The following is a 21,858-nucleotide window of genomic DNA, read 5'->3' on the forward strand; positions in this document are numbered from 1 at the left end:
TTTTTTTGACGCTTTGTGAATCAACGTGAATCTTGCTATTTGTTCTTTTTCCACGCTGAAATGGGATACAAGATCTGCCCCAGAATACTTTTCGGCAATGGCTTGGTCGTGCCGTAATTCGCCGGCCAGTGTTTACGCGGCATGTGCATGGTGCCGAACAGCCAATCAAACACCACCAAGTGCGCACCATAATTGGTATCAATCGCCGGCTTTTCTGAACTGTGGTGCCAATGGTGAAACTGTGGCGTGACGAAGATGTATTTCAATACACCAAAGTGCAGACGCGTATTGCAGTGGATCAACACTGCTTGCAGCGCAGCGAATGCAACGTAAGCATTCAAGGCGGTTTCCGATGGGCCAAGCAAATACAGCGGCACCATCACCATGGCGCGCTCTGAAAACACCTGCAGAAAATGACCACGTGAACCTGCCAACCAATCGAGATTTTCCACCGAGTGATGCACCGCATGCACAGGCCAAAGCACTTTCACTTCGTGAAACAGACGATGCTCCCAGTACAACACAAAATCAGCGGCAACCAGAATCAACACAAACTGAACAAACACAGGTAACGATTGGATGGTTTCTTGAAACGACGCACTCACCGCCCAGCTAAAGTGGCTCACATGGTAGTTGGCATAAATCAAAATGGCGGAAATCGCGAGATGGTTGAAGCAGAAATAGAGAAAATCCGTCTCCCACTCTTTGCGTAAAATCACCTGATTCTTGTATTTCGGATACAGCTTTTCCAGCGTGACAAACACCACCGCAGAGCCCAAAAACGCAAGGATTAACCAATCGACACCGAGCGATAACGCTTTCGGTTCAACGGGGCCAACCGGCACGGTGTAACCGCCCAATGCGAAAGCGATCAAGGTCAATGTGATCCCTAAACACCCTAGTCTGCGGCATTTTTTCAGTAGGTGCGTCATTGCCCCAAAGAACAACGAAAAGTACATGCCGTATTTCAGTATGTGTTGCAGGCTTTCGGCGTCATAGGTTTTGCGAAGTTCGGTGGTAGTGAGATAAGAAGGAAACAGATAAGCCAGCACCGCAAGCAATGACAATGCACCGAGCATGACTGACAAATAGCCGCTGATTTTGCCATCGCCAATACGTAACTGGCGATGTGCATCAAGCTCAACCTGTCGTTGCTGATAGTGATATGAAGGGTCCTGCTTGGCCATGTCTCTGTCCTTTTTTGTGTCTGTGCTCCGTGTGTGGAACCAAGACTACGACAGATCCCACCCGCCGTTAATACCGCTGTTCAAAGTAACAAAAAGCGCCACGAAAGGTGGCGCTATCTGTGACTTTTTTAGCGTGAGCTACTCAAATCGCAGCTTACAGGCTAAGTATTGGCGTTGGGCGCGCTAGAACAAACCCACAATTTCACCGTTATCATCCAAGGAAATACTCAGCGCAGCAGGTTGTTTGGGCAAGCCAGGCATGGTCATTACATCACCACAAATCGCGACCACAAAACCAGCCCCTGCCATCAAATGCAATTCACGCACAGGCAGAACATGATCCGTCGGTGCGCCCAGCATGTGAGGATCTGCGGTAAAGCTGTAAGGCGTTTTCGCGATACACACAGGCAGATAACCAAAGCCTTGTTGATGAATTTCATCCAACTGTTTTTGCGCGGCAATGTTGAATTGCACATCCGATGCGCCATATAAGCGCGTGGCAATGGTACGGATTTTCTCGTCAATCGGCATCGCATCTTCGTAGAGAAACTTAACCTCTGGCGAGCCGCTGTCCAAAATCGCTTTAACGCCTTGTGCGACGGCTTTGGCACCCGCACTGCCTTCCGCCCAGTGATGGGCTTCTTCCACTTTCGCACCTAATCCTAAACAAACTTCTTTAATCACCGTCAGTTCTTCGTCGGTGTCTGTTGGGAATCGGTTGATCGCCACCAGCGGGTTTAAGCCAAACTGCTGCATGTTTTCGATATGACGAACGAGGTTTCCCGCCCCCTTGGTAACAGCCTCAACATTTGGCGCATCAAGATCGCCTTTGCCGATTCCACCCTGCATTTTCAAAGCACGTACAGTACACACCAATACCGCAGCGTCGGGTTTTAGGCCTGACAATCGACACTTAATATCGATGAATTTTTCAGCCCCCAGATCCGCACCAAAGCCGGCTTCTGTGACCACGACATCGGTTAAACCGAGCGCGGTGCGTGTCGCCATCACCGAGTTGCAACCATGAGCAATATTGGCGAATGGACCGCCGTGAATAAGCGCTGGGTTATGCTCAAGGGTTTGGATTAAATTCGGTTGAATGGCTTCTTTAAGCAGCACCGTCATCGCACCATCAGCACCTAGTTCGCGTGCAGTCACTGTTTTGTTGTCACGGTTGCGCCCGATGATGATATTTCCAAGTCGGCGCTGGAGATCTTTTCTATCATCAGCAAGACAAAGGATCGCCATGATTTCTGACGCGACAGTAATATCAAAACCAGATTCACGGGGCTGACCATGAGCAGGCCCACCCAAACCAACCAAGGTATGGCGAAGTGCGCGATCATTCATGTCCATGACACGACGCCAAGAAATACGACGTGAATCCAGATTCAGCTCGTTGCCCCAGTGAATGTGGTTATCAATCAGCGCAGCCAGCAAGTTATGGGCAGATGTAATGGCGTGAAAATCCCCCGTGAAGTGCAAGTTCAAATCTTCCATTGGGATAGCTTGTGCACGCCCACCACCTGCCGCACCGCCTTTCACGCCAAAACATGGCCCAAGTGACGGTTCACGCAAACACACACTGGCGCTCACGCCGATGGCGTTTAATGCGTCGGTTAACCCAATACTGGTGGTTGTTTTCCCTTCACCAGCAGGGGTAGGCGTAATCGCGGTCACCAATACCAACTTGCCTTGCTTCTTTTTGGGATTGAGCTGCGCCAAATCCAGTTTGGCTTTGTAATGTCCATACGGAATGAGTGCATGTGCCGCGACGCCAAGTTTACGCTGAGCCACTTCAAAGATGGGCCAAGGTTTTACTGCTCGCGCGATTTCGATATCCGGTGCGCCCGGAGGAGGTAACACTGTCATAGTTAATTCTGCCAGTACTGCATTATTTTGATTATTGGTCATTTGTACTCGAACTGCTTGTGAGTATGGGCTGTTTGCCCGTACCCAATATTCTTCATTTGCGACACTTTCTAATCTTTTTGCTCACGGATATTGAACATTTCACGAGATCTATGGATTCAATCACGATAAATGTAGGTTTTTCTCTGGTGTTAATCACTGGGGGTCAAGTAGACAGTAAGCGACAAGTAATTGGCTTGATACGGGTCAAACCAATAGATAGAGAAGCGTGATTATTTAAACAAAAACCGTAGGTTGAGTATTGTCAGGCGGGGGTAATTGCACGTGAGATAGCGACGCTGCAATGATTCCGACATACAATGGTCACGGACATTAAGCGCGTATTTTTGATGGAGAAGACAGATTATGCAACGGATTCTATGCTTCGGTGATTCAAACACTTGGGGTTATAACCCTTCCAACGGCGAGCGATGGCCTGATGGCGTTCGCTGGACATCACGACTTCAACAACACCTCAATGAAGAATCGCAAAAGCCAACCGCTTGGTCTGTGATTGAAGAAGGCTTGAACGGACGCACCACCATGTGGAACGATGTGCTCAAACCGTACCGTGACGGCAGCGCGGCTTTGCCAATGGTTTTACTGACGCATCGCCCGCTGGATTGGGTTGTCATCATGCTTGGCACGAATGATCTCAAATCTCAATACCCTTCAGAGCCCGCATGGATTGCAGAAGGCGTTCGAAAGTTAGTAGGTCAGGTTCGCGAAACCGACAACGCAGGGCAAACCACACCACAGATCCTTATTGTCTCTCCTGCTCCCATTCATGACGCCAACAACTGGGCGTCTGGTTTTATCAATGGGAGAGAGAAATCGCTACAATTGGCGTCATTTTTCAGCGCTGTTGCCAAAGAAGAAGGCTGCCATTTCCTAGACGCAGGGCAAGTATGCGAAGCCTCACCGATAGACGGTTTACACATAGATGCGCAAGGCCACGCCGAATTAGCCGCACTTCTTTCGAAAACGCTGCTCGACATAACAGCATGATCTTAATAGATTTCGCCCACGTATGAAAAACAATCCTAAAGCATTCACAGCAATGAGAAGAAGAAAAATGATGATTCGGACCCTTTTCGCCGCACTGTCACTACTGGTACTTACTGCTTGCCAGTCCATTCCCGACGGCATCACGCCTGTGAAGGGGTTCGACGAACAACGCTATCTTGGCAAATGGTATGAAATTGCTCGTCTCGATCACAGCTTCGAGCGTGGTCTAAGCAATGTTACCGCCGAATACTCAGTGCGAGAAGATGGGGGGATTCGTGTGTTAAACCGTGGTTTTAACACAGAAGATCAAGAATGGTCTGATGCAGAAGGTCGAGCGTATTTCGTGGATGAGCGCGATACCGCGCATTTGGAAGTCTCTTTCTTTGGTCCTTTCTTTTCATCCTACGTGGTGTTTGAGCTGGGAGATGGCTACGACTATGCATTCGTATCTGGTTACAACAAAGAGTACCTTTGGCTTTTGGCGCGCACCCCCGTCGTTTCTGATGCTCTGTTGGCAGATTTTTTATCCATTGCAGAGGAAAAAGGCTTTAACATCAACGAGATTATCTTCCCCGTTCAAGAGTAATTTAAACCGAGCCTAATCTCCTTGTAATAAGAGATTGGGCTCAACTTCCCGCTTTTTGACTAAATATTCTGCAAACTCGGTTGCCTTGAAAACAAAGGACTAAACTTCATCCTTCCTTTCTGATTAAATAGCCAAATACTAACAAGATAATCAATAATATGCCGATAACGACTGATACCCCAGCAATGCGAGATACACTTGCTCGCCTAAACCAAGATGCCATTGCCTCCATTGACACCAACGGAGAATGCAAGATCAAGGTCAATGATCTGTCTACCCTGCTTTCTGCTTATAAAATTGAGCTAAACAAAAACCGAGGGTTAAAAAAAGCAATGGGAAACGCAGCCAAGGCTGACGCTTAATTATCGATTTCTGCCCGATTTCAATTTCAAATCACCACACTTCCCTTCACTTGGGCGCACAATAGTAGCGGTAAGTGGAGGAGCTGCTCACACAGCCAATTGAATGTTTTCACCTGTGCTTATATTGGGAAGGGCAATAGCCTCGACTGACCTCAGCGCCTCGTAACTTTAGGTGCTTGGTTTTGCGCCCTGAGACTCTCGAACGCCAAAGCCTAAAACTACTGAGTTTTAATTGCTGTCGCATAAAACGAATCACGTCCGATTCGTTCATCCCAAATTGCTGTTCAATCGCCTCAAAGGGTGTCCGATCTTCCCATGCCATCTCAATGATTCTGGACTGATTTTCGTGGCTTAATGTCATCGTGGAGCATCCCGTTAGAAATACATTTTCTACGTTGACACACCAATTTTGGTTCAGTAACTACAGCGAGATTACGCCTTCACTTGCTTAGAATGCTTATCAGCCACTTCCGAAGATTGGTTTGATTTGTCGTGAAGCCATCGTCCTGTTGCTTTCATCAAGTAGCCGAACACACCACCAAGCAACAAAGACGGCACGACAAGTTGCCAGTCACCACCCGCTGCGAATGTCGCGCAACAACCAATGAAGGTGCCCGGAATGTACCCCAGCCACGCTTTTTTCGCTTGGATACACATAAGGAAGGCCACAATAGCAGTAATCACATAGCCGACAATTTCTAACCCCACAAAAGTAGAGCTTTCGATAATGACCATCGCCCAAAATACGCCTGTCATGTTAGTCAACAAGCTACCTGCAAGTCCTTTCACGCCACCAGTTGGTGATGCAAAGTAACTGGTGCAACCCAAGAAACCCGCCCATGACAATAGGCCGAATGACATAGCAATCCAGCCCCATAGACCGGACAAAATGCCGGTTGTTAGTGAAATTGCGACTAATGTACTCATACTATTTCTAACACCTAACTGCGGAAGCTCCGCGATTGGTTTTAGCCTCACTTAAAATCAAGTAAGCATACTATGGGAGAACAGCCTTCCTCTTAATGACCTCCATCACATTAATGATGTATGAGAGCAAGCAGGAATCATTAAAAATTAATTTAAATCACAAAAGCAACAATAAAGGTTATTAATGAAAAGACACTTTAAAGCCCAAAATTTCCCATCATCATTATTTTTACCTCTCACTTAACATACTCAACTTGCTCGCCAATGAACCAACAACAAACCTAGCGTCGAACACCAAGCAAGATCACCAACACCAGTTATTGGTGCAAAGCCACTACGAGACAAAGCGATGCACACTCATCACCAAATCACACCCATCAGTTCAAGTTGTTGAATCTTTCTTGGGTTGTGGCACATCAAGAGATACGTTCTAATCAAGCTCTGTATCTTGCGTGTAGCATTCACGCTATTTGCCTTCGCCAAGGATTGCTAACTGATGTTGAAAAGCACTATCCCGTTTATTTTCGTGTTGCTGTGGAGTACGGGCTTTGTTGGCGCAAAATTTGGCCTGCTGGACTCGAACGCAGCTACATTCCTTTTGATTCGCATGGTGCTTAACGTGCTGGTGTTCTTGGTTATTCTGGCCGTAATGAAACCTGTCATGCCCAAGGGCAAGATGCTTGTTCATGCGCTGGTGTCCGGGTTCTTGATTCACGGATTTTACTTAGGCGGCGTATTTGGTGCGATTCAGTTGGGCATGCCTGCGGGCTTGTCATCTTTGCTGGTAGGGTTTCAGCCTATTCTCACCGCGGTGATTGTCGTGAATACCTCAGCGGAAAGGCTCAGCTTCTCGCAATGGCTAGGGCTTGTTGCGGGCATCATTGGAATTGCTTTTGTCGTACAAGGGAAAATGAGCTGGGGTATGGATGCGCAACCGCTTTATGCCTACATATTCATTGGCTCTGCACTGCTTGGTATTACTTTCGGCACCTTGTACCAGAAACGCTTTTGTCAGGGCATGAACTTGGTGGCCTCGGCCATGTGGCAATATGTCGCGGCAGCTATCGTATTCTTGCCTGTCGTTTGGTTCGTCCAAGGTTTTCATGTGACTTGGACACTCACTTTTACGCTGACGATGCTTTGGTCCGTGCTCGTGCTTTCCGTTGTGGCTGTCTTGTTGTATCTCTATATGGTCGGTCAAGGTGCGGCATCCAAAGTCACGTCATACATCTATCTTGTTCCACCGCTGGCAGCCATTCAAGGTTGGCTATTTTTCGATGAAGCCTTTTCAGCCGCAACATTGATCGGCTTTGCCTGTTGTGCGCTGGCGGTGTATTTGGTGATGAAAGCGCCAAAGCTTTCATTGGGCTAATGGCTTTCATTGCGTGAATTGCTTTTATTGGGTGAAATGATGGATGCTGTATCCATGACCTCTCACGCTTAACCGACTATAAAGACACGTATTTATGAAATTTATTGAAGGTAATCAAATCGACGGCCTGGCCGTGATCAGCTCGCTAGATGTGACTCAGCTAAATGCCGGACAACACAAATTCTGGTTCCGAGCCGCCACCGATGCACTAGGCCAATCCCAGCACCTGCCTGTGTGGGTGTTCAAAGGCGAAACAGCGGGCAAGAAGATGGTCATTACTGCGGGCGTTCATGGTGATGAATACAACGGCGTACTCGCTGCACAAGCCATTGCCCGTTTTTTGAAAGGCAAAGAGATCGCGGGTTGCATTACCATCGTTCCCACCGTGAATCTGTCTGGACTCATTAACCACAACCGCAATTTCTTCTCCTCAGATCCCGATCTTTCTGGTGGCAATCTCAATCGCCATTTCCCGGGCAATGCTAACGGCAATGAGCCGCAACGCTACGTCCACAATATTTGGCACAAGGTGTTAAAACCCAATGCCGATTTGGCCATTGACCTCCACACCCAAACCACAGGCTTAGCCTATCCGCTGTATGTGTTTGCAGATTTTCGCCTCAAGGACGCCCTTCAAATGGCGCGGCTGATGAATCCGGATGCGCTGTTGAACGACCCCGGTGACCCGGGCATTTTAGAAACCGTATGGAATGAAAATCATATTCCTAGCATCACGGTGGAGATTGGGGTGGGACGCTATACCGACTCGGCGATGATCACGCGTGCAGTCGATGGTGCCATCAACATCTTTAGATATTACCAATTACTTGATGACGCTCCTAAAACGATAAAACCGACCCTTGAGAGCACTCGTGTCACCAGTATTTCTGCGGTTCAAGGTGGGTTTATTTTGCCCCACGTTTCGCTCATGCAGCCTGTTGAAAAAGACCAACTCCTTGCCTTGCATTACGACAGCTTCGGCGAAGAGGTGCATGAGTACCGCGCACCTGAAGCCGGCGTGGTGCTCAGCCACAATGTCGAATCTCTTCGCGCAGCGGGCTCGTTAGTTATTCGTCTGATTCATCCAGAATAAGTGGCACTGACTGCGCCCATACGAAATCAAAGTGAGTGTGTCAGATTGAGAGTCAAAATCGGAAAGCCGCGCCTTTCGTGCGCGGTTTTCTCTTGTCACGTTCACTAAAAAAATTAATTGCATGATTTTTATGGTTTTTATTTCTCAGCAGTATTTGGCACATCCTTTGCTCTAACCATTGCATCAATCAACAAGAGCATGGGTGATGCAAATACTTGACTGGATAGGCACACAGCGAGAACTATTACTCACGCGAATGAAAACCCATTTTGTTCATGTCACTGCGATATTTGTCGCCTTAACGTGCGTGATCTGGTTACTCATTCCCCATCCTGTCATTCCATTGGTAGTTGGTCTTTTACCTCTCGCGCTTCTCATCACGTTATCTCAACCTGTGATGCTGGGGCTATTGTTCATCGCCTTTTCCTTCTTTCGTCTCCATGAAGCGTTCCCACAGTTGTATTCATTGAAAATCCCGCTGATGTTGTCGCTAGGCACGCTGACTACACTGGCGTGGCACATTGGGCTAAGTGGCAAAATTAAGATGTTCCATAGCAAGGAACTCAACGCCTTTTATGTGTTTCTCGCCCTCGTCACCATCGGAATCCCGCTTTCTGGCAATGCGGGGGAAGCGTTCGCGTACTACAAAGATACCTATGTCAAAATCGGTATCATGACGCCCGCACTGGCATGGTTGCTCTGTCATGCGAAACACTATCGCAACGCCTTGATTATGATTGTCGCCTCTGGCCTGTCGGTCGCAATGGTGACTCTTTTTAACAAGATGAACGGTATCGGCATGGTCGAAGAAACACGGGTGACGGTCGGTCGAGACATAGGCTCTGTGCTTGGCGATCCTAACGATTTGGCGCTGGTACTTTTATTCCCTTTCTCTTTCGCGGTGAGTATTGCTATCACCGACGGGTTATCCAAAAAAGCACGTTTGATAGGTTTACTGACTGCAATTGCCCTTTTTTCCGCCATTATCGCGACACAAAGCCGCGGAGGAATATTGGGTATTCTTTCCGCACTCGGCACCATTGCTTGGCGACGAGTGAAGTCCAAAGCCTTGCTGTTCTCTGTGGGTGGCCTATTGTGCTTGATCTTGTTTATGGTGGCGGGGATCAACGACCGTCAATCTGGTGGGGCAGCAGAAGATGGGTTAGATGAGTCAGCTAAAGGGCGTCTGTACGCGTGGGAAGCCGCCTTTTTTATGGCCGTGGACAACCCATTGTCAGGTGTTGGCCTGAATAACTTCTATTTCAATTATTTCTTCTACTCACCACATTGGGATGGACTGAATCATGCGGTTCACAGTACATGGTTCGGGGTGCTTGGCGAGACCGGATTTTTAGGCTTAGCAGCCTTCCTAACCATGACATTTATCGTGTTTAGATCAGCGCAAAAAACCGTCTACCTCGTGGTTCAAAAACCCGATGTTTACCCACCTGTCGTGCGTAGCATTTCCGAAGGGCTGTTTTCCGGCATGATCGCGTTCTGTGTGTCAGGCACATTCCTAACACAAGGTTTTACTTGGCCTATCTACATTCTGGTTGCGCTAACCGCCTCGGTTGCGCACTACGTGAAGAAAACGGAAGCGTCTTTGGCGGACGTACCGTTAGCAAAAACAACGCAACAAGAGAGTGAACTCAACACCGAATCAAACCAGCCAACGAAAAAACACTCATGACAGAGTGTTGATATACCCAAACAGCCTCAAGATGCTTGGGTATTCACGCTCTGTATACAGTGTGGCGAGGCGTGAAAACGTTTCAGTTTCAAGATCTAACATCCCCTTCTCGCGCCACGCAGTGTCACTTTCCGCAGTTTGAAACTATCTTTAAATATGGACAGGTGATCAATTTTGAAGACAGATTTTGAAATGACGAGTTTGTTAAGAAATGAACGAGAAACAAAGTGATGCCCAACAGGTATTTCCCAAATTCATTGTCAGAATGAGAAACCTCTTGTCCAACCATGACATAATCAGCCTATCTTATTGTTTAAAAACAATATAATTAATTGGCATGCATTTCGCTTAGTCAACAGTATTCATAACGGAGAGGCAACACATCATGCAAATCGAACGTATCCAACAACCAGACGATACCCTTTTGATCCTGATACAAGGGGACATGGATGCTCAAGGCTGTAGCGAGCTTCAACCTGAGCTTGATGCACTGGTTGGCAGCGATGATTTACCGGACATTACCTTGAACCTTGGTCAAGTAGACTTCTTGGACAGCTCCGGTATTGGCGCCATCGTCTTCCTGTTCAAGCGATTGAAAGCGTCCGGCAAAACCTTGGTACTGACCCATGTTCACGGGCAGCCCATGGAAATCATCCAGCTGTTGCGTATTAACAGCGCTATTTCCGTCGAAGCTGCTCCTGTCAGCTAATTGCTCGCAGACCGACAAAGGAAACGTCATGAGAAAATTTTTCGCTCTCGTCGTCTTCATCAGTTTGACATCGGGTTGCACCATGTTCCCCGATGACGGCCAAGGTGGCATGGCTGAGCGTCACTACTCTTCGCTCTCTCCCGTTTTAGCCGACCAACCATTGGGCCCTGAACATGGACTACGTTTTGAGTGGGAATTATCTGCTCGTCACTTAGATGTATTGGTATTAGAAGGTGCAGAATTGTGTTTCCCAGCAACTGTGCTGCAAGCTCGCCGCATGCAAGATCGCATTGTCCGAGAGCTCCATGGCGGCCTAGAATTCGATGCTGCTAACGATCTCATTATTCAACGCACGTCCCTTGAGCGCCTTGAAAAACAATTGGATGCAGTGAAACAAAGCGGTGCTTGCGTCCCCCAAGCTACCAATAACTATGCTTCTTCATCGCAACTCGCTGCCGACGTTGATGCCTTACTCAATGTCGATAATCAATTTGCTGTTAACTCTCCTGAAGTCAATCCAAAATACATGGGACAATTGGCCGAAGCCGCTCATCTTCTCCGAGATGCCCCTCAATACGCACTACACATTACGGGACATACCGACTCCGTCGGTAATGAAGCAGCAAACCAAGCGCTGTCGCTTGCCAGAGCCAATCAAGTCAGACGCTATCTTCAAATTTTCGGTATTGCGCCATCGCGCATCACCGTAGCAGCGGTTGGCGCTAACGATCCGCTGTTTAAGGGTAACGCCCCACAAGAGCGCCTCGTGAATCGTCGTGTTTCGATAGAACTCATTGAACGTACGCAGGCTGAAATCCATTCAGGAGCAACACAATGAAACGCTTCCTGACTTTTGTCCTGTTAACACTGCTGAGCAGCATGGTCGCCCATGCAGAAGAGTATAAAGTGCAGATTGGCGATTTGGTCGCCATCATGTTGCCGGGGGAAGTCACGCTAAATCAAGAGTTTCAAATTGACCGTCAAGGTCGCCTGACCTTGCCTGAGGTGGGCATGATTCAAGCCGAAGGGATGACAGAAGAAGTTCTGTCTGCCGCCGTACAAGAGACATTAGGCACAGTGATCCGTGATCTGTCTTCTCTGCAAGTGTTCGTGAGCAAACGACAGCTTCTCATCACTATTCAAGGCTATGTGGTCGAACCCGGTGAATTCACTCTGCAAGACAATGCATCAATTCAAATGGCGCTGTATGCGGCGGGTGGGCTTCGCCCCGGCGCACAACTCGACCGTTTTCAGCTTCGTCGCGGCGAAGACATCATGATCTTTGACTACAAACAATTCCTCGATTCGGGCGACGAAGAATTACTGCCAGAACTTAAATCACTGGATACCTTATTCATTCCAGCCTCTCCAATGACAGGTAACGTTGAGCAAAGCTTCGACCCTTCAAAACTGGCGGACTCTGGCGATGCTGCAGATGACAGAAAAGCGATCAAAGTATTTGGTGAAGTGATCCGCCCCGGCAGTTTTTCCGCCAAAGATGAAAACAATTTAGTGGATCTATTAATGCGTGCGGGCGGTGTAACACGCTTTGCAGCGGTTGAGCAGATTCGTGTCATATCCCAAAGCGAGCCGCGTATTTTCAACCTCAAACAATATCTAGACAGCGGTAACGAAGCCCTACTGCCCAACATTGTGGAAGGCTCCACCATCTTTGTGCCCAAACAAGAAGAAGAGATCAAAACCGGCTCAAACACCGTGTATGTGATGGGTGAAGTCGCCAAACCCGGCGCCTATGAAGGCAAAGAAGGGGCGACCTTTATCGATATTCTCGCCAATGCCGGTGGCCCGACTCGTTTTGCTGAAAGCCGCCAAATACGCATTATTAAAGCCAACGGCGACACAGTTCCCTTCGACCTCACCCTGTTTTCAGAAGGTAAACTAACAGGCCCGCTTCCTCTTGTTTCGCCCGGTGACGCAATATTCGTCCCCGAAAAACTCGACATGAATGAGAAATCTTGGCTCAAAGTCTCACCAGACCGAGCGGTGCGCGTGCTGGGTGAAGTGGTGCGACCTAGCCGTGTGGAATGGTCAAGCGAGATGTCATTGCTGGACTTACTCGCCCACGTGGGCGGCCCAACTTCACGCGCTGACACCAGTAAAATCGAAGTGGTAACGCCCTTATCAGCCACACAATCCAAACTTTACGTATTCAATCTTGACACCTTCATTCGAGACGGCCAATCAGACTCAGAGTTGCCCCCCATCAATGCCGGGTCGACCATACGCGTACATGATTTGCCTGATGATCCGACAGAAAACAAAGCCAAGTGGATTCGCCAAAGCTCAGACACGTCGATTTATGTATTTGGCCAAGTGGGTGCACCGGGGCGCTATAAGTTCACTGAAGAAATGCATTTTCTGGATATTCTGTCTGCTGCGGATGGCCCGACCGCCACGGCAGATATTCACAATATTCGCATCACGCATCTTGATGGCAAAATAGCCCGCGTCAGCAAACTGAACCTTGCCCTATTTTTCGAAACGGGCGATGCGTCACTGCTGCCCGAAGTGAACATTGGCGACACCATTTACATTCCAGAAAAAAATCGTCATTGGCTTGATCGCCCGAAAGAGCAAACCATCCGAGTGCTTGGCGCGGTGAGTCGCCCAGGGCGCTATGACTTTGATGATCATATGACCATTTTGGACTTGCTGGCAGAAGCAGGTGGCCCAAGCTCAAATGCTTATATTGAAAAAATCACGGTAGTGAATATGTCCTGCTGCCGTGATCAAGCACGAACTTTTGACCTGTCTGAATTTAGCCGTACTGCACGTTTCCAAGATTTGCCTGTTTTACGCGTTGGTGACACGGTTTATGTGCCAACTCAAGAAGAAAGTACCGCTGAAAAAATCCGTCAGGGTATTACGGACATCTTCCAACTTGTCGGCATCGCTGCACTAATAGGAGTTTTGTAATGATAATCCCTCCATGGAACGTTGAAGTTGAGCGGATCTATTTTCAGATTGTCCGCAATGATTACAAAACGCTGGCACTCACCGCGACAGAGTCAGGCGAAGGTGTGACCTCTTTGGCGAGTGCCATTGCACACCGATCACTACTGGCAGGAAAATCCACACTGGTGGTAGATTTGAATCTTTATCATCCGAGCCTTGAAAGCCAAGGGATGACTGTCACGACTTATGACAATCATCGCTTACCCAGCCCTGAATTGGTTGGCGTGTCAGGCGAAAACACCTTCTTCACAGGGATCATCGCCCCCTCTAAGCGTGAGACCATTATGGAATTGCGCCGTCCCGGTTCACTGGAAGACTATGTGAAGCAATGGCACAAAGATTTCGATTTGGTCATCTTCGATACCTCCCCTATTTCCCGAATGAATGCGAACAACATTCCTCCCGAGCGTGTTGCGGCAGCAGCAGATGGCACCATCATGGTGGTGATGACTGGGCAAACCACAGAAGCGCAAGCTGCGGAATCGGTGAAAAAGCTTAATGATGCTGGCGCGCATTTATTGGGTTGTGTACTCAACGACAAAAACAATCCGTCCCTTAAGGTTGAAATACTGCGCGAAATTGGGCGCATTACTAAACGCATGCCCAAACTGGCAGCGCGCTTAAGAAAAGCCATTTTAAGCAGCCATTTGTTGTCACTGGAGATTTAGTCATGGTGTCTATTGTGAGCATCCAATGTCGACCAGCAAGCCTTAAAACCGTCAGTAATGCCAGAAAGGTAATTGGCGAAACACTGAAAAAGCGCGGCGTGGGTGATCATCTGTCTAACAAAATCCAGTTGTGCTTTTCCGAAGCCGCAGCCAACTTGGTGAACCACGCCTCTCCATCACCCACATTTATTGGTGTTGAACTAGAATGCCAAAATGAATCATGGTTGCTGCATCTTTCCGATGATGGGCAAAGCTGGAACCCCACACTTCCAGACAGAGTACAAACCTTAGATACCTTCGAAGAAAAAGAAGGCGGTCGCGGATTGGCATTGCTCCAAAGCCTGACCGATGACCTTGAGTACACCAAGCGCAGCACCTTTGGTGCAAACCGCTTTACATTGAAATGGATGATCCAACAGATCACCACCAAGCCCAGCGTGCTAATTGTGGAAGATGATGACAGTCAGCGACGCCTCTACAGTGCTTATCTGTCAGAACATTACAGGATCTTTGAAGCGAATGACGGCGAGAAAGCCCTCGAATTCTTGAAGCACAATTCTGTCGATTTAGTCATCTCAGACATTCGCATGCCAGGCATGGATGGGTTGAGCCTCAAAAAGGCACTTCATGAACATACCAACACCCTGCTCACACCCTTTATCTTTTTGACCTTTTCCGACAACCCCGAAACACGAAACGATGCACTGGGATTAGGTATTGATGACTATATGCTCAAGCCAGTGTCCAAGACCTCGCTGATGCAAAGCGTACAACGCGTATTGAATCGATCAGACCAAATCTACCGCCAACTCACCGACAAGATAAATCAGCGCATTACCAACGCGCTCACCCCTTCTTTACCACGCTCCTCACACGGATGGGAAATGACGGTGGCGAGCAGAAATACCGGGATAGGTGGCGGGGATCTGGTGCTATACCGCGACACGAAAGATTTTCTCATGCTCAACGTGGCAGACGTCATGGGCCATGATGTAGCGGCCAAGTTTTTCTCCTACGCCTATGGTGGTTATCTGCGCGGCCTGATGTATCAGGTGGAAGCGGAAGAAGCACCTTGCGCAACCCTATTGAATCGTCTTTCGGACTGTGCCCTTGACGATAACTTGCTCTCTCAAGTTATCCTCACCTGCTGCTCTGTCGCATTGTTTGATGACGGCAAGATTCAGATGGCCAGCGCGGGGCATCCTGCTCCCTTTAAAGTCTGCACCAACTCAGTACAAACCTTAGACATAGGCGGTATTCTGCCCGGTGTTTTGTATGGCGCGGAGTACGACTTGCTGACACTCAACCTAAAGGAAGGTGAACGAATTGCGATTTATACTGATGGTCTTTTTGAATCAGCAGAAGATAACGCGGCACGACAAATACTCACTGACAAAGTGATGGAAACATTGCAGCAAACACTGAAACAGCCTCTTCAAGAAGCCACAGATTCGGTGATGCAGTCCTTTGAGCGCTATGGCGAAAGACACAAAGATGACGCAACGCTTATATTGATTCAACGCACCCCGTCGGAAAACCTATAAGCCCGCAAACTGTACTAAACTCTAAGGCGCAACCATTCATTATTGAGGCTGATGTTTCAATAACTAAACTTACTACAAGGGGGCGCTCTGAATATTAATCTTAAAACAGTGTTTATTACTGTTGTCACTAGCACCCTCATATTGATCACGTTCATTGTGATGTCTTTTATGCATCACCTTGAGACAGACGCCGACACCCCTGACAACCATATTCAGCAAATTGCCAATATTTCTGCGTTCGCGGCACATGATTATATTAATAACAAAGACCTCGAAGGACTGAAATCATTCACCGATCGTGTCGTCAAAGAGGAAAACTTTACCTTCCTAAGCGTCGAGCAAGAAGGCAACGTGATCGCTTACAGCCAACTTGAAAAAAGTGCTTCGGGCGAATTGAAAACAAAGAATGCGCCCATTGGAGACAAAAACGCCCCAATGGGATGGATAGTGATTGGTTTTTACAATACCGCGCCCTCCCCCGTCGCTGTGATTTCTGACCATTTACTTATTTGGGGAACCTTGTGTGTTGGGCTGCTTTCTATTGTATTGATTCACATAATGATGGTTGTCGTGACTCGCCCACTTCGCCAATTACATGACATCAATGAGACTTCTGACTCTCCCTCTCGTTTTCAGTTTTTCTATCAAAATGATGTCAGCGAAACCGTAAAGATGGTTAACGCCATGCGCGAAAAGCTGGATAGCAGCTATAACGAATTACACGCATCATTGAAGCATCAAAAATATTCTTACAGTGAAGCTCGCCAAATTGAGGAGAAAAACGAAGCCATTTATAACGCTTCTCACGATGCCATTATTGTGGCAAATGACAATGACATCATTATTGAATTTAGCCCCGTCGCGGAGCAAATATTTGGGTGGGAGCGCCACGAAATCGTGGGTAAATCGATGGCCGATACCATTGTCCCAAAAGTCATGCGTGAGGCGCATATTAAAGGGATGCGACATTTCCTTTCTACCGGTGAAGGGCCCGTATTAAATCAACGCATTGAGCTTTCGGCAATAAGACGCAGCGGGCGTGAATTTCCCATCGAAATTTCCATTTCCCCAGCGAAAACAGAGCAAGGACATATTTTTGTCTCTTACATTCGCGATATTACCCAGCAACTGAACGACCAAACTGAACTTAAAATTGCCGCCCATGCATTTGAATCATCCGAAGCCATGTTCATCTCAGACAGCAAAGGGCACATCATTCGTACCAACCCCGCCTTTACCAAAATAACGGGTTTTTCCGGGGCAGAGGTGAAGGGCGAAAAACCGCGTTCATTAACGTCCACTCCTCATGATGCCGCATTTCACAAAAGTATATGGCGCACTTTATTAGCAAATGGAAGTTGGCAAGGTGAGATAACGTTTTTGCACAAAGAAGGTCGCACCATACCCGTTCGTATGAGCATCACAGCGGTAAAAGATGAAAATGAGCAACTGACGCACTATGTGGCGCAATTTTTCGATTTAACAGAGCAAAAACACACAGAAACCATCCTATTAGAAGCGCAACAGGCGGCAGAAAACGCCAATCGCGCAAAGAGCCAATTTCTTGCCGCGATGAGCCATGAAATACGTACCCCTATGAACGGTGTGCTAGGCGTACTTGGTTTGTTAAAAGAAACCCCTCTAACAGATCAACAGCAAAAACTGGTTCAAACCGCGCGTGAATCTGGTGAGCTTCTTCTCGCCATTATTAACGACATTCTCGATTTTTCAAAAATGGAAGCGGGCAAGCTGTCTCTTGAGAACAACCCATTTGATATGTTCGATCTGTTCCATCAAACCATTGATATCATGCGCCCTCAAGCAGAGAAAAAGAACCTGCGGCTCACGGCGAGGATCTCTGACTCCGCGCCACAATGTTTGGTTGGCGACGGCGACAGAATCCGCCAAGTGTTACTTAACCTGCTATCCAATGCGATCAAGTACACCAAACACGGTTCCGTCACGGTATCGTTAACATCAAACCACCACGGCGCCACTTATAGCCAAATACAAATTGATGTTGTCGATACAGGTATCGGTATTGATAGCAGCCATATTCCCACCCTTTTCAATGAGTTCACCATGGCCGAAGGTAACTATGATCGCGGGCACGAAGGGAGCGGTTTGGGGTTAGCCATTTGCAAACAAATCGTCAACTTAATGGGGGGGGAGCTATCCGTTGTTTCAAGTGTTGGTAAAGGGTCAGTGTTCAGTTTTACGCTGGATTTAGATCTGGCTCAGCAAGGAGATTGCGCGGTTCGCTCGCCAGAGCCCATCAAAGCCGATGTGCCTATTGCAAAAGATATTCGTATTTTGATGGCGGAAGACAACCCCGCCAACCAGATCGTGCTGCGGACTATGCTGGAATTTTCGGGGCTTTCGGTCGATATCGTCAGCAATGGTCAAGAAGCCATCGAAGCGGTCTCCAGCATTCCCTACGATATCGTGTTAATGGATATTTCTATGCCCGAAATGGATGGAATGGAAGCCACAAGACGTATTCGAGCGCTCGATTCAGACGCCAAGAATGTCGTGATTATTGCGCTCACTGCCCACGCCATTCGTGGTGACAAAGAGCACTTTATCGATGTAGGTATGGACGATTTCGTTTCAAAGCCCTTTACTCGACAAGCCATTCTGGATTGCCTCGCTCGCTGGCAGCCCAAAGCCATCATTCCAAGTGATGCTGAAGTCGTGAACTTCGATGCGTCAGAGTTAGCGCCCCCAAAAACACAAGAACACGCCAGTTTTCCCCGTGAAGTCACTACCAGCCAAGAAGAAGTCAATGAAGAAACCTTGATGCAATTAGTGAAAGACACTTCCGCTGACGTGGTTCCCAGCTTGATTGCCTTCTATATCAACGACGCGCAAAAACGCATTGATAACATCAGGGAGGCGGCGGCGAAAAACGACTACTACATCCTCGAATTCGAAGCGCACACGTTAGGCAGTAGCGCTGCGTCTCATGGCAACAGCTTACTGTGCTGTCTTTGCCGGGAAATAGAAAAACACTGCATAAATCAAGACTATGACCAAGCATTGGATACAGCCTCTAAGTTAGACAATAAAGCCCAGGCGTCACTCAATGCATTGGAACAGAGAATGCTTCGCGGTTTCACGGAGCACACTGATTCGAAAAATAGTCGCGGGTAGAATGTTTTTATCCACACTGAATATACCGATTAACAATACGTTACGTCTCCTTTACCCAGACGTGGTAAGACGCAGGAAGACAGCGAAAAGGGGATTTTTTCAACATGAAGTCAACGTATCGCGTGCTCATCATTGAAGATTCGGAACCACTTGCGAACCTTTACATGCAGTACCTTGCCAATGAGCCCATTGAGCTCACTTGTCTCGGAACAGGTCAAGCTGCCCTTGACCATCTTCAGAATGCAACACCGCATTTGGTTCTGCTGGATCTCAAACTGCCCGACATGTCAGGCGAGAAAATCCTTCAATGGATCAACGAACAATCACTTCCTTGCGCGGTTATCGTGGTGACCAGTCATGGCTCGGTGAATACGGCGGTTGATCTCATGCGTCAGGGCGCGGTGGATTTTCTCGAAAAACCCGTCAGTGCAGAACGTCTGAAAACGACGATAAAGAACCAACTTGAACGCACACGACTTCAAGGGTTGGTAGAAGACATTCAAAGCAGTTTTGAACGCAATGCCTACCAAGGGTTCATTGGTTCAAGCTTACCGATGCAAAATGTATATCGCATTATTGATGCCGCTGCACCCAGCAAAGCCACGGTTTTCATCACAGGTGAAAGCGGCACAGGCAAAGAAGTCTGCGCAGAAGCCATACATCACCAGAGCCCTAGATCTAGCGCCCCTTTCATTGCACTGAATTGCGGCGCCATTCCTCATGACTTAATGGAAAGCGAAATATTCGGTCACGTAAAAGGGGCTTTTACAGGTGCGAGTAACGAACGAAAGGGCGCGGCAACACAGGCACAAGGCGGCACGCTTTTTCTCGATGAAATCTGCGAAATGGATTTAGAGCTGCAAAAGAAATTACTGCGGTTTATTCAAACCGGACGTTTCCAAAAAGTGGGCGGTAGTAAAGAAGAAAGCGTGGATATTCGCTTTTTGTGTGCGACCAATAGAGACCCGCTTCAAGAGGTGTCGGCCGGACGTTTTCGTGAGGATTTGTACTATCGACTTCATGTTGTGCCGCTAGCCATGCCGCCCTTGCGTGAGCGCGGCGATGATATTTTGTCTATCGCCACAAATTTTTTGATGACTTATGCCAAAGAAGAAGGAAAGAACTTCTCGCGCTTTACGCCCGAAGCCGAAGTGGTATTGCGCCACTATCCGTGGCCGGGCAATGTGCGTCAGCTACAAAACGTGATTCGCAATGTGGTGGTACTGCATGATGGCGAGGCGGTCAGCATTAAACAGCTTCCACCGCCTTTGAATGAAACCCTGACCGACCAAGAGATCAGAACGCTAGCGCATGTGGTGATCCCTGATCCCATCAGCCATGCCAATGCAGAGGATACTCCGAGTGCCTCATCCGATGCAGAGGGAGGCATTCGTCCACTCTGTGATTTGGAACGCGAAGCCATTCAAAAAGCCATCGCTCATTGTGATGGCAACGTACTCAAAGCGGCTGTTTTACTTCAAATCAGCCCATCAACGCTGTATCGAAAGAAACAAGCATGGGAAACCGACGAAGCCTGAGTCGCGCGGTTTGAAGCGTCACTTTGATTGTTGTTATCAAGGACGCTATTGATACCCAATCATATACTCAGCACATTGAAGTTGTTGGGGCATAAACACAAAAACGCCGCATCGATGCGGCGTTTTTTTTTGATGAAGATGATGAGCGCTTTGCCGATAAGGGAGGTGATTAGCTCGCAGAGCGCTGAGAATGACTGCCATTGGCTACGTAAGCCAACAATTCGCGAAGCCCTTGAGTCACTGATGTTTTAGCAAACACGCCTAGTTCTTTCGCCCCTCGCGCAGGGCTGCCAATTGAGGTTCGAATGTCACCACGGCGCGCGGGCAAATATTCCACATCTACCCTTGTTCCGGTTATCGACATCAATATTGTGGCCAATTGATTCACCGACAATGCATCCCCTCGGCACACATTGAACACTTCAGGGGTCACTGACACTTCTTTCATCGCGGCGCGTAAGAAACGCACCACGTCAGCGACGTAGATAAAATCACGGGTTTGCTCTCCATCACCAAAAATGGTGACAGGTTGACCATCGATGACTTTGTCAGCAAATATCGAGATCACGCCCGAGTATGGCGAGGAGGGATCTTGACGAGGGCCAAACACATTAAAGAAGCGCAGGCCTGTCGTTGGCACACCATGCACCATAGACGCAACACGCGCATGTAATTCAGACCCTAACTTGTCCGCACCATACGCGGTTAATGGGCGCAGCACTGCTCGTTCAGCTAAAGGCATGTCAGCGTTGTCGCCATATACCGCCGCCGAAGATGCATAGACCACGGGTGTTTTGGCCGCTCTCGCCGCCTCAAACACGCGAATGCTGCCCGTTAGGTTCACTTCGTGTGTTTCTATCCACTGTTGGTTTGAGCGTTCAACGGACGCAATAGCGGCAAGATGAAAGCACCCGTCCACTTCCTTCATTGCATCTTCAAGCACACCCGGCTGGCAGATGTCAGCAACGCGAAGCTCACAATGACGCGGGACATTGTCACGAGAGCCCGTAGAGAGATCGTCAATCACTCGGACGTGATGACCGTCAGCCAATAGCGACTCGACCAAATGTGAACCAATGAAGCCACAGCCTCCAGTAACTAAGTAACTTGCCATGCTCGCCTCTGTAAATAGTT

General features: G+C 48.2%; 18 protein-coding genes. 13 read left to right on the top strand and 5 right to left on the bottom strand.

What is annotated here, in order from left to right:
- Positions 1–35: 35 nt before the first annotated feature.
- Together AB8599_RS17565 and AB8599_RS17570 are read right to left on the bottom strand one after the other, a co-directional pair.
- Positions 36–1,187 carry a sterol desaturase family protein gene (locus AB8599_RS17565; RefSeq protein ID WP_407334192.1) on the bottom strand — a complete coding sequence of 384 codons (1,152 nt, stop codon included), beginning with the start codon at positions 1,185–1,187 and terminating at the stop codon, positions 36–38.
- A 183-nt stretch (positions 1,188–1,370) separates the two neighbouring features.
- Positions 1,371–3,101 carry a formate--tetrahydrofolate ligase gene (locus AB8599_RS17570; RefSeq protein WP_407334193.1) on the bottom strand — a complete coding sequence of 577 codons (1,731 nt, stop codon included), beginning with the start codon at positions 3,099–3,101 and terminating at the stop codon, positions 1,371–1,373.
- Positions 3,102–3,464: 363 nt separating this feature from the next.
- Here AB8599_RS17570 and AB8599_RS17575 point away from each other — a divergent pair, with 363 nt between their 5' ends.
- The 3 genes from AB8599_RS17575 to AB8599_RS17585 all read left to right on the top strand — a co-directional run bounded on the left by AB8599_RS17575 (position 3,465) and on the right by AB8599_RS17585 (position 5,054).
- Positions 3,465–4,106, top strand: coding sequence for an SGNH/GDSL hydrolase family protein (locus AB8599_RS17575; protein ID WP_407334194.1), 642 nt, complete (start codon positions 3,465–3,467; stop codon positions 4,104–4,106).
- Positions 4,107–4,173: 67 nt separating this feature from the next.
- Positions 4,174–4,692, top strand: a complete 519-nt coding sequence (locus tag AB8599_RS17580) for a lipocalin family protein (RefSeq protein ID WP_407334195.1) — start codon at positions 4,174–4,176, stop codon at positions 4,690–4,692.
- Between the two features lie 158 nt (positions 4,693–4,850).
- Positions 4,851–5,054, top strand: a complete 204-nt coding sequence (locus AB8599_RS17585; protein ID WP_017003819.1) for a hypothetical protein — start codon at positions 4,851–4,853, stop codon at positions 5,052–5,054.
- A 109-nt stretch (positions 5,055–5,163) separates the two neighbouring features.
- Here the strand turns inward: AB8599_RS17585 and AB8599_RS17590 are convergent, their stop codons facing one another.
- A complete protein-coding gene (locus tag AB8599_RS17590; protein ID WP_407334196.1) occupies positions 5,164–5,415 on the bottom strand; it encodes a TIGR03643 family protein in 252 nt (83 codons plus the stop codon).
- Positions 5,416–5,486: 71 nt separating this feature from the next.
- Entirely contained in the window at positions 5,487–5,981 is a 495-nt protein-coding gene (locus tag AB8599_RS17595; RefSeq protein WP_407334197.1) for a DUF1097 domain-containing protein, read from the bottom strand.
- Positions 5,982–6,477: 496 nt separating this feature from the next.
- On the opposite strand from AB8599_RS17595, the gene AB8599_RS17600 reads away from it, so the two are divergent.
- The 10 genes from AB8599_RS17600 (at position 6,478) to AB8599_RS17645 (ending at position 20,724) form a co-directional block, all read left to right on the top strand.
- Complete coding sequence (locus tag AB8599_RS17600) at positions 6,478–7,353, top strand: DMT family transporter (protein WP_407334198.1); 876 nt, start codon at positions 6,478–6,480, stop codon at positions 7,351–7,353.
- Between the two features lie 94 nt (positions 7,354–7,447).
- On the top strand, positions 7,448–8,446 hold the full coding sequence (locus tag AB8599_RS17605) for a succinylglutamate desuccinylase/aspartoacylase family protein (protein ID WP_407334199.1): 999 nt from the start codon (positions 7,448–7,450) through the stop codon (positions 8,444–8,446).
- Between the two features lie 205 nt (positions 8,447–8,651).
- Entirely contained in the window at positions 8,652–10,136 is a 1,485-nt protein-coding gene (locus tag AB8599_RS17610) for an O-antigen ligase family protein (RefSeq protein WP_407334200.1), read from the top strand.
- A gap of 385 nt (positions 10,137–10,521) precedes the next feature.
- Positions 10,522–10,845: an STAS domain-containing protein gene (locus tag AB8599_RS17615; protein WP_407334201.1), complete on the top strand. Its 324-nt coding sequence runs from the start codon at positions 10,522–10,524 to the stop codon at positions 10,843–10,845.
- Positions 10,846–10,873: 28 nt separating this feature from the next.
- Entirely contained in the window at positions 10,874–11,683 is an 810-nt protein-coding gene (locus AB8599_RS17620) for an OmpA family protein (protein WP_407334202.1), read from the top strand.
- The gene (locus AB8599_RS17625) at positions 11,680–13,782 is read left to right on the top strand and encodes an SLBB domain-containing protein (protein WP_407334203.1); all 2,103 of its coding nucleotides are present in this window, start codon (positions 11,680–11,682) and stop codon (positions 13,780–13,782) included. The genes AB8599_RS17620 and AB8599_RS17625 overlap by 4 nt, the downstream gene beginning before the upstream one ends.
- Complete coding sequence (locus tag AB8599_RS17630) at positions 13,782–14,489, top strand: protein SypD (protein ID WP_407334204.1); 708 nt, start codon at positions 13,782–13,784, stop codon at positions 14,487–14,489. Before AB8599_RS17625 ends, AB8599_RS17630 begins: the two co-directional genes overlap by 1 nt.
- A gap of 14 nt (positions 14,490–14,503) precedes the next feature.
- Positions 14,504–16,033: a SpoIIE family protein phosphatase gene (locus AB8599_RS17635; RefSeq protein ID WP_407334205.1), complete on the top strand. Its 1,530-nt coding sequence runs from the start codon at positions 14,504–14,506 to the stop codon at positions 16,031–16,033.
- A 108-nt stretch (positions 16,034–16,141) separates the two neighbouring features.
- On the top strand, positions 16,142–19,186 hold the full coding sequence (locus AB8599_RS17640) for a PAS domain S-box protein (RefSeq protein WP_407334206.1): 3,045 nt from the start codon (positions 16,142–16,144) through the stop codon (positions 19,184–19,186).
- Between the two features lie 104 nt (positions 19,187–19,290).
- Positions 19,291–20,724, top strand: a complete 1,434-nt coding sequence (locus AB8599_RS17645) for a sigma-54-dependent transcriptional regulator (protein ID WP_407334207.1) — start codon at positions 19,291–19,293, stop codon at positions 20,722–20,724.
- 169 nt (positions 20,725–20,893) lie between these two features.
- Here the strand turns inward: AB8599_RS17645 and AB8599_RS17650 are convergent, their stop codons facing one another.
- Positions 20,894–21,838 carry an NAD-dependent epimerase/dehydratase family protein gene (locus tag AB8599_RS17650; RefSeq protein WP_407334208.1) on the bottom strand — a complete coding sequence of 315 codons (945 nt, stop codon included), beginning with the start codon at positions 21,836–21,838 and terminating at the stop codon, positions 20,894–20,896.
- Positions 21,839–21,858 lie beyond the last annotated feature (20 nt).

The organism is Enterovibrio litoreus, from assembly GCF_045679545.1.
Taxonomy (GTDB): Bacteria; Pseudomonadota; Gammaproteobacteria; order Enterobacterales; family Vibrionaceae; genus Enterovibrio.